Genomic DNA, 11,909 nt, shown 5'->3' on the forward strand with positions numbered 1-11,909 from the left:
TAATGATTTATTCACAATTAAAAATAAAAAAGGCTATCTCTTATCGAAATAGCCTTTTGAAAATATTTTTTAGTGACCTTGAGTTCCATCAACTCCATGTGCGTGTCCGTGAGATAATTCTTCCTCAGTTGCTGGACGAACATTTAAAACTTCAACTTCAAATTCTAATGTTTTTCCTGCCATTGGAGGATTCAAATCTGCAATTACAGCCTCTTCTGTTACCTCTACAACTGAAGCACGGAATTGATTTCCTGCATCATCAGTTAAAGGTAAAATTGCTCCAACTGGTGGTAATCCAGATTCTTTGAACATATCTAAAGGTAATTGAGCAACAGCTTCTTCTACTCTTTCACCGTATCCTTCTGCTGGAGTAATTACGAATGATTTTTTATCACCAACTGCTAATTCTTTTAATTCTTCTTCAAATTTTGGAATCATCATTCCAGCTCCGAATAAAAAAGTTAATGGCTCTTCTGCATTTGATTGTTCTACAAATACTTTTTCACCATTCGCTTCGATGGTATGTAATGAGTAGTTTACTGAAACTACATTGTTGTTTTCTATTGACATAAATTGTAAATTATGGATGCTTTATAAAAGCGTTCATTTTTAATACTTATCTTTTAACAACAATTATTCCTTTCGAATAATTTGACCAATTTTGTCAGTTATTTAGATTTTTGAACTGACATTTTTTATTTAATCAATAAAAAGTAATGCTTTTTTGATGTCTTCATAACCAATTTCACCATTGAAATAATCGTAAATTGGTTTTAAAACTTTATTCTCTTCAAATTCGATTTCACTATAAGCCAATCGAACTTTATCAATAACTTTGTCAGAAGGTTTAAATTTTGAGTAATCCAAATCAGGTTCACTTTCTTTGATTTTACCAATATGATCGACAATTGCTGAAGTAGTTAACCCTCTTTTCTCTGAAATTTGTTCCAACGTCAACCCTTCTTTCACATATTCTAGTGTGATTTCGTAAGTAGATTTCTTTTGTCCTTTTTCTTTGGTTTTATTCTTTTCGATGTTCTTCGCGATTTGCTTTTTATCCAACGTTCCTCCAGAATATCGAATAAAAGTGGCCCAAGAATTTTGCAATTCTTTTTCGTCTAAAAACTCATCCATTTCATTCGATAAAACCTGAAAACGTCTATCAGCCTTCATCGCAAGCGAATCAATTTCTAAAGCCGTTTGATTAAGACCATGTAACATCAACGAATTGAGATCTCGTAAACGTGAAAGTGCAACATACCCTTGTCCTTTTTCAAACGCTTTCGACAAATCTATAAACGCAGAATCTAACGTCATTCCTTGAGATTTGTGAATTGTAATCGCCCAAGCCAAACGCAACGGAACTTGTGTGAATGAAGCCAACGCTTTTCCGCTTTCATCTTCTATCGCCCAAGTTTCTGGTTTTGCAACATGAAATTCACCATCCAAAGTTTTGATAATTGGCTCATCTTTTTCGGTATAACCTGATACATTTCCAAGCGTTCCGTTTACAAAACCAACTTCGAAATTGTTACGAACAAACATCACTTTTGCTCCAATCTTCAATTCTAAAATTTCTTCTGCTAAAACAGATTTTTTAAGAACCTCAACCAAAGCTGGATTTCCCGCAACTTTTGCTTCAAATGTTTTGGAAGAAGAATCAATATTAATCAATTGACCTTTGTTGATTCGATCTACATCCATATTATGTGTATACAAACGCGTTTGTGAATCTATTTCATCAGGAAAATATTCGATTCGAGATTCTAATAAATCAACAGTTTTTTGCGAAATATTTCCAGAGCGAATTTCATTTAAAATATCATTCAATGCATTATTTGTCTGACGATATTGTTCTGTCAAATAGCAAATATGCACTTTCGATTGCACCCAAGCATCTGACATAAAACAGAATTTATCTTTCGATTCTTCCCACTCTTCACCAATCGGTGGCAACTGGAAAAAATCTCCCGAAAAAATAACCTGAACACCTCCAAAAGGTTCATCATTTTGTTTGAAAAATTTCAATACATAATCAACCGCATCCAACTGATTTCGGTGCAACATTGAGATTTCATCAATAATCAAGACTTTTACTTTGTCCATTTTATCACGAAAATATTTTTTGTCTCGAAGAGAAGCTAAATATCGATCCGAAACATAATCTTTTATCCCAATTCCAGCCCAAGAATGTATCGTCTGACCATTCATGTGCGTCGCAGCAATTCCCGTAGAAGCCGTTATAGCAACAGGAATACCATGCTGTTTAAGATATTGAATGTATTGGTTCAACACATAAGTTTTTCCGGCACCCGCAGAACCTGTTAAAAATACATTTCGACCAGATTTTAGAATTGCCAAAGCCTTAGATTGTTGCATAACTTATGAGTGAATTTGGAGTTTTTTGAATGAAATGCAAAGATACAAAGATTGAATGAAGTAAGGAAATGATAAATATTTAAGTCTTAAAAAAAATGATGCAAATATTAATTAAATTTTTATACTTTAGATTTATAACTAAATCAAACTAAATCAATTCAAATGATGGATTTCTTCAAAAAAATAAAAGGTGAATTTATCGATATTATCGAATTTTTAGATAATAATCAAAATACGATTGTTCATCGATTTGAACGTTATCAAAACGAAATAAAAAATAATGCAAAATTGGTTGTTCGTGAAGGGCAATTGGCTATTTTTATTAATGAAGGACAATTGGCAGATATTTTTTCGCCAGGAACTTATACGCTAAACACTCAAAATCTTCCTATTTTATCGACTTTACAAGGTTGGAAATATGGTTTTGATAGTCCATTTAAAGCAGAAGTTTATTTTGTTAGTACAAAAACTTTTCTGGATCAACGTTGGGGAACTAAAAATCCTATTATTCTAAACGACGAACGTTTCGGTATGATAGAAGTTCGAGCTTTTGGAACATATACATTTAAAGTTTCGGATGCAGGAAAATTTATCAAAGAAATTGTTGGAACAATTGGTTCTTTTACAACAGAGCAAATCAATGAACAATTGCGAAGCGTAATTGTTACTCGCTTTACAGATTCTATTGGAGAAGCAAATTTACCAATTGAAAATTATGCTGCAAATTTGAATGAATTATCCGAAGCAATTTTCAATTATATGAAAGATGATTTTGGAGCTTATGGAATTGATGTGACTAAATTTTTGATCGAAAATATTTCGATGCCAGAAGAAATCAAGAAAGAAATCTTCGAATTGAGTCGTTTGGATAAAATAGATTTGAACAAATTTGCTCAACTAAAAGCTGCAAAAGCAATGGAAGCAGCAGCAAATAATCCATCTGGATTGGCTGGTGCTGGCGTTGGAATGGGTGCTGGTTTTGCGATGGCAAATCAATTTACGCAAGGTTTCGCTCAAAATAATAATCAATCAAATCAAAACCAAACGCCTCCTCCTATTTCGTCAACTTCAGTTTCGTTTTTTGTTGCAAACAATGGTCAACAAACTGGTCCATTCGATTTGACAACTTTGAAACAAATGATTGCAAATGGACAACTTACAAAAGACACATTGGTTTGGAAAACTGGTATGGCAAATTGGGAAAGTGCCGCAAATCAGAGCGAATTAACTTCATTATTTGGTCAAACTCCTCCTCCATTACCTCAAACATAATTCTTAACTAAAAAAAGAAAACTTGGCTACCGAAGAAATTTATAAAGCAAATAATACAGCTTCCACTTCTTGCAAATCCTGCGGCGCACCAATGGTTTACAAGGCTGGTACAAATTTGCTGGTTTGTACCTATTGCAATAGCACGCAAGAGATTAAACAAGAGAATTTTATATTAAATGAAATTGATTTTGAAAGTTTTATCAAAACCTACGAAAAAGAAGAATTTAATAAAACAAAAGTTATAACCTGCAACAATTGTAAAGCGACACCAACCGTAGACGAAAATCTGCGTTCGATGATGTGTCCGTATTGTGGTTCGCCTTTAGTTGAAGAAAATATACACGAAGAACGATATATAAAACCAAGTTATGTTTTGCCTTTTCAGGTTGATAAAATCAGAATAAATGATATTCTGAAAAATTGGGTAAATGGTTTTTGGTTTGCTCCAGACAATCTAAAAAAAGCAATTTTATCAGCAGATAATATCAATGGAATTTATGTTCCGTTTTGGACATTTGACACAGAAACTTTTACAGACTACAAAGGCGAACGCGGTGATGCATATTACGAAACAGTTGGTTCTGGAAAAAATAGAAGGCAAATAAGACGTGTCGATTGGTCTTATAAAGCGGGAAGTCTAAACAATTTTTATGATGACGTTTTGGTTTGCGGAACCAAAAGTCTTAATCCTACCATTTTAAACAATGTGCAAAGAGGTTGGAATCCGAAAGCTGTTGTAAAAATTGACCCAAATTATCTCGAAGGTTATATTACCGAAAAATATCAAGTTGATTTGAAAGATAGTTACGCGAGGGCAAAAAATATCTTTATTCAATACGAACGAGAAAGTGTGAAACGTGATATCGGCGGAGATGAACAACGCATAAATGACATGTTAACAAAATTCGATAAAATAACATTCAAACACATATTGTTGCCAATTTATGTTAGTTCTTTTTTGTACAATAACAAAAACTACACCTTCTATATCAACGGAATGACGGGTCAAATAGCTGGAAACAGACCTTACAGCACTATTAAAATTGTATTTATGGTAATTGCCACAATCATTGTATTACTAATTTTAATAATGATGTTTAGATAACAATTTAGCTAAAAATAGTGAGTTTTTTTGAGTGACGATTTTACAACTTTGTAATACAAGAACTCAAAAAAACTACTACCATGAATTTATCATCAAGCGGACCTTTTATCGAAATCATCGAGTGGATAGAACAAGATCCAAATCTGTTGATGCTAAAATTTCCTGATCAAGACAAGGAGATAAAAAATGGCGCGAAATTAATCGTAAGAGAAAGCCAAGCCGCATTATTTCTTAATCAAGGGGTTTTTGCAGATGATTTTTCAGCGGGAACATTTTCTTTAGCAACCGAAAATATTCCTATTTTATCAAAATTAAAAGGTTGGAAATATGGTTTTCAATCACCTTTCAAAGCAGATGTTTACTATTTTTCGACAAAAGATTTTGCCAATTTAAAATGGGGAACTCCTGCTCCTGTTTTACTTCGTGATCCACAATTTGGTCCAATTCGTATCAAAGCTTTTGGAAGTTATAATATTAAGATTTCTGATGTCAGAAAATTCTTTTCAAAATATGCAGGAACTTTTCCTATCCTGACTGTTTTCGAATTAGAGCATCAATTACGTGATTTTATTGCACCTATTTTTGCCGAAGTTTTAGCTCAAGCTAATATTTCTGCGCTTGACATTGCAGGAAATCTTTCTACACTTAATCAAAAAATCCAACCATTAATCACTCCACATTTCGAGCAATTCGGAATCGATGTCACTCATTTCACCATTAGTTCGGCGACTTTACCAAAAGAAGTAAACGACAACATTGATAAAATAAGTAGTATGAATATGATTGATGATATGAACAAATTTCAACAATTCAATACTTCTTTAGCGATTGGAAAAGATGGAAATCCGATGCAACAAAGTGTGCAAGATGCAGCTGCACTTGGATTGATGATGCAAGGAATTACGCAACAAAACACACCTCAACAACCTACTCAAAATCAAGAAGAATCAGTTGTAGATAAACTAAAAAAATTAAAAGAAATCTATGATTTAGGCTTGATTGAAGATACTGAATATCAGTCAAAAAAAGCTGAATTATTAGACAAATTATAACCACTAAAAACTAAATTTTATGAAAACTATTGGAACTTACATGGCTATTTTCGGATTATTAGCAATTGTTCTGAACTTCTTTAATGCCGTTCCTCGTCTTTTGGCTTGGATCTACAATTGGGGCGAAGGCGTTGCGTGGGGAATTAAAATTGCGTTCGTTATCGTTGGTGCTATTCTCTATTTTATGGGAAGAAAACAAGAAGAAAATATCGCAAATTAAAATAATATGAATGACGAAAAGCCAAAATTATCATTGATTGAAAAATTGAAACTTCAAGCAGAGAATCAAACGAATCTTGGAGGAGATTTCATGAAAAATCAATCAAAGCTAGAAACTGTAGATTGCCCAAATTGCGGTGCTGGTCGTGCAAAACAAGATGGTGTTACCAAATGCGCCTATTGCAATTACGAATTTATTAGTGGAAAATTGGACGATGGAATACATATTAAAACCTCAGATAATTCGAGAGAATAATGGAAAATAACTTTGTAGAATTAGACAAGTTAATTGATCGTTTCAAGAGCTTTTTATTGAAATTAGAACAACGCGCTTTAGAATTAGAAACTGAAACGATAGAAGCTGGCCAACAAATAAATGATTTGGATGAAATAAGATTTATTCATTTCAAAGCTGGAATTACAGGACAATATGAAACATTAAAAGCTAAAGCTAAAGAGATTTTCAAAGAGCAAATTGAGAAAAAATCTTTTTCATATTATTACTCAGATAAAGATTTAAGAGCAGATGATTATATGTATTCTCATGATGCTAAGATTTATGAAACTTCGCTTTTGTTAGATGATTTTGATGATAAAATTGACTCGATTTTGGGAAATATTTTTAGTCAAGTAAAAGCTGAAAGTTCTGAAGATAAACTCAAAAAATTATTAGTAGAATACGAAACAACGAAGAACAATTTTTGTTGCGCGCAATGTGGAGCGAACCTAAAAATCGAGAAAGTCTATTTTGTTTCTGCTTATGTTACATGCGAATTTTGTCAAACACAAAACACATTTGTTCCGTCAACCAGAATGTCACTTTTACCTGATTTGGTAAGAGAAATTGCAACAGAAAAAACAGGGATTTTAGATTATCCAATTCCTGGAAATTCAGTTTTTGAAAAGTTTTTGAACAATGAAAAACATGCAAGACAGCAATTCTTTATCAAAAAGAATCTAATTCCAGAATTAACCGATTCTTACAAAGAAGTTTATAAAAGAGAAATTAATGATTTTGTACAAACTTTTCAGCATGAAACGGAAACAGAAGCAGCTTTTCATCAAAGTATTATCGATCAATTTGGAACAAAATTTATCAATCAAAATTCGACTATAAATGATTTAGAAAAAATAGATCAACTTGCTTTTGAAACGATTTTGAACAAAGAATTACTCAGTATGAATTTCATGAAAGAAGCTGTAGAAAAAACTACAATTCTGACTGATTTAGAAAACCATTATCAATCATTAAAACAACAAAATAATTATAATTAAACAACTCAAAACTATGTTCGGAAAATTAAAAAACATTTTCAATAAAGCAGAAGAAGCAATTGAAAATTTACAAGAAAATAACACAACTCAATCATCAAATTCAGAGAATGAATCTGTTCAAAGTTCTTATCAACCAGAACCTATTTATTTTGAAGATTACATCGATTATAGTAACATCATTCCAGAAATTGATGAACATTATGTAGACAATTACGAGAATTTTTACAATGCTTTAAATTCTAATAATCGTCAAAAAGTAGAAAAAGCAATTACTATTTGGAAAAACGATCTTGAAAAATACAAAGAGCAAGTGCGTAAAATGGGACCTTATGAAGGTGATGATTCGTTGCAACAACATGCGATTGCATATTTTGATGATAAAATAAAAAACATCGAAAATGATTTTGAGAAATATGCAGAAGCCTTTTTAACGGATGCCCCAAATCAACAAGAGTTATATGACAGAGCTGAAAACAATAAAATGGCTTTGTATGATCGTATTAATGATCAGTTAGAGAAATTTGTTCAGAAATATGAAGATAAAAATTCGGATATTGGAATTGAACAAATGTATCAACAACATGACGCAAAAGTGCTTGAAGATTCAAAAGACAATCCTTTGTTAGAGCCGATTCATGGAATTTCTTTGTACGATTATGCTGCAGGAGTTGTGAAAATTGGTTCTAATGTTCCTGAAACTGATGTTTTGAAAGCTTTGGGAGTTGATAAACCGCAATGGGACGAAGCAAGTTTGATTTGGAATCAACGTATGGAACAAGATACAGAAATGACTGTGATGACGTTGTACAGCCAATATTTTACAAAAATTGATGAGCATCCAACATTAGGAAGTAACGGAAATTTGACTGCTGATACAACTTCAAATCCAAACTTAGAACGTTTGAAAACGGACGAACATTTCTTCTATGATTTAGCTGCCGAAAGAGATGCTGCAATAGAAGTTGGAAAAGATGGCGCACAATATATTCTGGATAAATACGGAATTGGAATTATTGACTTCCAAAATCAAGCGATGGAATGGACTCGTTCTGGTAATTATTCAACAATGATTACTTATCAAATGGAAAAGAAAGAAGAATATTTAAAACAATTTCAAAACGAAATGGGCGGAACTATCGCTGATGATATTGAGTTTTAATATTCTACCTAAAACAAAAAAACCGGATAAGAAATCTTATCCGGCTTTTTTAAACTATTTAATCTACTATTTCAATATAATTTTGTCAGCACCCTCTTGAATTTCTCCAATCAACGCACTTCCATCAATAATATTCAATACTTTTTCAGCGTCAGTTTGGTCAACGATGACAACCATTCCGACACCCATATTAAATGTTCCAAACATCTCGTTTTCTGCAATTCCTCCGCGTTTCGCTAATTCTTGCATTACTGTTGGTACATTTATTTTTGCTTTTTCTATTACAGCCGTCAAACCGTCATTTATAATACGAGGAACATTCTCGATTAATCCACCTCCTGTAATATGAGCAATTCCAGACATTTCGATTCCTGCATCTTTGATTTTGAAAATATCATTTTGATATAATTTTGTTGGAACTAATAATGTCTCGAACAAAGGTTTACCTTCAAATTCTTCGTTAAAATCTGGGAAAACTTTACGAACCAAAGAGAATCCATTCGAATGGAAACCACTTGATGGTAACGCAATAATTACTTGTCCAGCTTTTATTTTAGAACCATCGATAATTTCGTCACGCTCTACTACTCCAACACAAAACCCTGCAACATCATAATCACCAACTTGGTACATTCCTGGCATTTCTGCTGTTTCTCCACCAATTAATGCTGTTCCAGTTTCTTTACACGCTTGTGCAATTCCACCTACAATTTCTGCTGCGATATCAGAATCTAATTTTCCACAAGCTAAATAATCTAAGAAAAATAATGGTTTTGCACCATGACACAAAATATCATTTGCACACATTGCGAAACAATCAATCCCAACTGTATCGTAAACTTTAGAATCTAAAGCCACACGTAGTTTAGTTCCTACACCATCGGTTCCTGATACCAAAACAGGATTTTTGTAACCTCCTAATTGGTAAAATGCACCAAAACTTCCAATTCCATTCAACACATTTGAATTGTGTGTTGCTGCAACTGCATCTTTAATTTTCGATACCGTTTGATAACCTTCTTCCTTATCTACTCCGGCTTGTTTATATGTATTGCTCATTTTTTTGTTGTATTAGTGTAAAATGTAACAAGTATTAAGTACATTTTACATTAGACTTTTTACATTTTACAATTATAATTTATCTAATCTATATGCAAAGGTTTTACCTCTTTACACTCTTCATTAGAATAATTTACAGGATATTTTTCTGTAAAACATCCAAAACAATGTTCTTTACTTCCTAATAAATCAATCAGATTATCAACTGTTAAGAAATCTAACGAATCGACATTCAAATAATCTTCAACCTCTTTAATTGACTTATTTCCTGAAATTAAATCTGCTTTAGAAGGCATATCAATTCCTAAATAACAAGGTGCAATAATTGGAGGCGAAGCAGAACGAAAATGAATTTCTTTTGCTCCTGCTTCTTTTAAGATTTTGATTAATAATTTCGAAGTTGTTCCACGTACAATCGAATCATCTAAAACAACCAAACGTTTTCCTTTGATTTTATTTTTGATGGGATTCAATTTTAAGTTTACCACACGCTCACGCATTTCTTGCGATGGCACGATAAACGAACGCGACATATAACGATTCTTAATCAAAATTGGTTCGTAAGGAATACCCGAAGCTTCTGAATAACCAATTGCAGACGGAATTCCAGAATCTGGAACACCAATCACAATATCGGCATCAACAGGAGATTGTTCGTATAATTTTCGACCAGATTCTACACGTAAATCGTAGATTTCATTTCCTTCTATATTCGAGTCAGGACGTGCAAAATAAATGTACTCAAAAGCACAAATATTACGTTGCGTTGGTTGATTTAATGAATAAGATTTCAAACCTTGCTCATTTACAACAATCAATTCTCCTGGCTCTACATCACGAATAAACTCTGCTCCGACAGCATCTAACGCACATGTTTCTGAACAGAAAATATACGCATCATCCAATTTACCTAAACATAAAGGACGAATACCATTTGGATCTCGAAAAGCTGCCATTTGATTATTCGCTAATAACAAAACCGAATAAGCTCCTTTTACTTTTTCTGTTCCTTTCTGAATAGCTTCTACAATATCTAAATGCGAATATTTTTGAATAGAACGTAATAAAACTTCCGTATCCGAAGTTGCTAAAAATGGTAAACCTTCTGCTTCTAATTCAGCTCTCAATGCTTCAACTTCAATTAAATTTCCGTTATGTGCAATAGAGAAATGAGGTTTTCCGTAAATATTATACGTGTAAAGTGGTTGAATGTTACGACGACTTCCACCTCCAGCAGTTGTGTAGCGCGTATGTCCAATCGCAGCATTTCCTTGGTATTCTTCAATTTCGGCTTCCATTGTTTTGAAAACGTCCAATACCAACCCTGTTTTTTTCACCGTTTTGATGTTTCCATCTTTCAAGAAAGAAACACCACACGCTTCCTGTCCACGGTGTTGAAGCGCAAATAAACCAAACTGCGCAATAGAATAAGTGTTGATATTTTTTGGAGAATAAACCCCAAAAACACCACATTCTTCGTTTACACTATCCACAGTATCGGCTGCATATTTTTTTAATAAATTTCTTTCGTAGAAATTCGTTAAATATTCAGCTTTTAATTGGCTTTTATGTAATTTTTTATCAATCATTATAGAATGAAAAAAATGTTTATTTTAAAACTTCTGTCAAACGATTATATACTTCGTGATAAGCTTCTGAAACATCACCTAAATCACGACGGAAACGGTCTTTATCTAATTTTTTACCTGTTTCAACATCCCATAAACGACATGTGTCTGGAGAAATTTCGTCAGCTAAAATGATATTACCATCAACATCTTTACCAAACTCAATTTTAAAATCAGCTAAAATTAAACCAGCTTTTAAGAACAATTCTTTCAACGCTTCGTTAATTACTTCTGTTTGTGTATACATTTCATCTAACTCATCATAAGTCGCTGCACCTAATAAAACTGCATGATGATCGTTGATTAATGGATCTCCTAATTCGTCTTTTTTGTAACAGATATCGAAGATTGTAACTGGAGATTTCGCTCCTTCTTCTAAGCCTAAACGTTGAGCCATAGACCCAGCAACATAGTTGCGCACAACCATTTCAATTGGAATAATTGATACTTTTTTCACCAATTGCTCACGATCATTCAACTGCTCGATGAAGTGAGTTTTAACTCCTTTTTCAATCAAATAGTTGAAAATTAAAGTCGAAATTTTGTTGTTCATTTCTCCTTTGTCCTCAACAGTTCCACGCTTTTGCGCATTAAATGCAGTCGCGTCATCTTTGTAATAAACAATTACTTTGTCTGCTTCCTCTGTTGAGTAAACTTGTTTTGCTTTCCCTTCGTAAATGAAGTCTTTTTTTGTTAAGCCCATCGTTGTTGTTTGTTTTTTCATTAGAAAATCGAGATTCGAAATACGAAATTAGTTTTAT

General features: G+C 32.8%; 12 protein-coding genes. 7 read left to right on the forward strand and 5 right to left on the reverse strand.

What is annotated here, in order from left to right:
- Positions 1-69 precede the first annotated feature (69 nt).
- Both B4A23_RS05335 and B4A23_RS05340 read right to left on the reverse strand, forming a co-directional pair.
- Positions 70-570, reverse strand: a complete 501-nt coding sequence (locus tag B4A23_RS05335) for an FKBP-type peptidyl-prolyl cis-trans isomerase (RefSeq protein WP_286501752.1) — start codon at positions 568-570, stop codon at positions 70-72.
- 129 nt (positions 571-699) lie between these two features.
- Positions 700-2,379, reverse strand: coding sequence for an AAA family ATPase (locus B4A23_RS05340; RefSeq protein WP_291117744.1), 1,680 nt, complete (start codon positions 2,377-2,379; stop codon positions 700-702).
- 165 nt (positions 2,380-2,544) lie between these two features.
- On the opposite strand from B4A23_RS05340, the gene B4A23_RS05345 reads away from it, so the two are divergent.
- From B4A23_RS05345 to B4A23_RS05375, 7 genes are all read left to right on the forward strand, one after another.
- The gene (locus tag B4A23_RS05345) at positions 2,545-3,651 is read left to right on the forward strand and encodes an SPFH domain-containing protein (RefSeq protein WP_291117885.1); all 1,107 of its coding nucleotides are present in this window, start codon (positions 2,545-2,547) and stop codon (positions 3,649-3,651) included.
- A 22-nt stretch (positions 3,652-3,673) separates the two neighbouring features.
- Positions 3,674-4,756 carry a hypothetical protein gene (locus tag B4A23_RS05350; RefSeq protein WP_291117747.1) on the forward strand — a complete coding sequence of 361 codons (1,083 nt, stop codon included), beginning with the start codon at positions 3,674-3,676 and terminating at the stop codon, positions 4,754-4,756.
- An 80-nt stretch (positions 4,757-4,836) separates the two neighbouring features.
- The gene (locus B4A23_RS05355; protein ID WP_291117750.1) at positions 4,837-5,808 is read left to right on the forward strand and encodes an SPFH domain-containing protein; all 972 of its coding nucleotides are present in this window, start codon (positions 4,837-4,839) and stop codon (positions 5,806-5,808) included.
- A 19-nt stretch (positions 5,809-5,827) separates the two neighbouring features.
- The gene (locus B4A23_RS05360) at positions 5,828-6,028 is read left to right on the forward strand and encodes a hypothetical protein (RefSeq protein WP_180904875.1); all 201 of its coding nucleotides are present in this window, start codon (positions 5,828-5,830) and stop codon (positions 6,026-6,028) included.
- A gap of 6 nt (positions 6,029-6,034) precedes the next feature.
- A complete protein-coding gene (locus tag B4A23_RS05365; RefSeq protein ID WP_286484615.1) occupies positions 6,035-6,283 on the forward strand; it encodes a hypothetical protein in 249 nt (82 codons plus the stop codon).
- Positions 6,283-7,302, forward strand: coding sequence for a hypothetical protein (locus tag B4A23_RS05370; RefSeq protein ID WP_291117754.1), 1,020 nt, complete (start codon positions 6,283-6,285; stop codon positions 7,300-7,302). Before B4A23_RS05365 ends, B4A23_RS05370 begins: the two co-directional genes overlap by 1 nt.
- A 13-nt stretch (positions 7,303-7,315) precedes the next feature.
- Positions 7,316-8,461 carry a DUF6620 family protein gene (locus B4A23_RS05375; RefSeq protein WP_291117757.1) on the forward strand — a complete coding sequence of 382 codons (1,146 nt, stop codon included), beginning with the start codon at positions 7,316-7,318 and terminating at the stop codon, positions 8,459-8,461.
- A gap of 66 nt (positions 8,462-8,527) precedes the next feature.
- On the opposite strand, the gene purM is transcribed toward B4A23_RS05375, so the two are convergent.
- The 3 genes from purM to purC all read right to left on the reverse strand — a co-directional run bounded on the left by purM (position 8,528) and on the right by purC (position 11,851).
- Positions 8,528-9,520, reverse strand: coding sequence for a phosphoribosylformylglycinamidine cyclo-ligase (gene purM / locus B4A23_RS05380; RefSeq protein WP_114999539.1), 993 nt, complete (start codon positions 9,518-9,520; stop codon positions 8,528-8,530).
- Positions 9,521-9,603: 83 nt separating this feature from the next.
- A complete protein-coding gene (gene purF / locus B4A23_RS05385; protein ID WP_291117760.1) occupies positions 9,604-11,109 on the reverse strand; it encodes an amidophosphoribosyltransferase in 1,506 nt (501 codons plus the stop codon).
- Positions 11,110-11,128: 19 nt separating this feature from the next.
- Positions 11,129-11,851, reverse strand: coding sequence for a phosphoribosylaminoimidazolesuccinocarboxamide synthase (gene purC / locus B4A23_RS05390; protein WP_291117890.1), 723 nt, complete (start codon positions 11,849-11,851; stop codon positions 11,129-11,131).
- Positions 11,852-11,909: the final 58 nt, after the last annotated feature.

The organism is Empedobacter sp. UBA7248 (assembly GCF_002472945.1).
Taxonomy (GTDB): Bacteria; Bacteroidota; Bacteroidia; order Flavobacteriales; family Weeksellaceae; genus Empedobacter; species Empedobacter falsenii_C.

Coding starts and splice junctions, on each gene's coding strand:
- B4A23_RS05335 (WP_286501752.1), bottom strand. CDS start 570: ATGTCAATAGAAAACAACAATGTAGTTTCAGTAAACTACTCATTACAT.
- B4A23_RS05340 (WP_291117744.1), bottom strand. CDS start 2,379: ATGCAACAATCTAAGGCTTTGGCAATTCTAAAATCTGGTCGAAATGTA.
- B4A23_RS05345 (WP_291117885.1), top strand. CDS start 2,545: ATGGATTTCTTCAAAAAAATAAAAGGTGAATTTATCGATATTATCGAA.
- B4A23_RS05355 (WP_291117750.1), top strand. CDS start 4,837: ATGAATTTATCATCAAGCGGACCTTTTATCGAAATCATCGAGTGGATA.
- B4A23_RS05360 (WP_180904875.1), top strand. CDS start 5,828: ATGAAAACTATTGGAACTTACATGGCTATTTTCGGATTATTAGCAATT.
- B4A23_RS05365 (WP_286484615.1), top strand. CDS start 6,035: ATGAATGACGAAAAGCCAAAATTATCATTGATTGAAAAATTGAAACTT.
- B4A23_RS05370 (WP_291117754.1), top strand. CDS start 6,283: ATGGAAAATAACTTTGTAGAATTAGACAAGTTAATTGATCGTTTCAAG.
- B4A23_RS05375 (WP_291117757.1), top strand. CDS start 7,316: ATGTTCGGAAAATTAAAAAACATTTTCAATAAAGCAGAAGAAGCAATT.
- purM (WP_114999539.1), bottom strand. CDS start 9,520: ATGAGCAATACATATAAACAAGCCGGAGTAGATAAGGAAGAAGGTTAT.
- purF (WP_291117760.1), bottom strand. CDS start 11,109: ATGATTGATAAAAAATTACATAAAAGCCAATTAAAAGCTGAATATTTA.
- purC (WP_291117890.1), bottom strand. CDS start 11,851: ATGGGCTTAACAAAAAAAGACTTCATTTACGAAGGGAAAGCAAAACAA.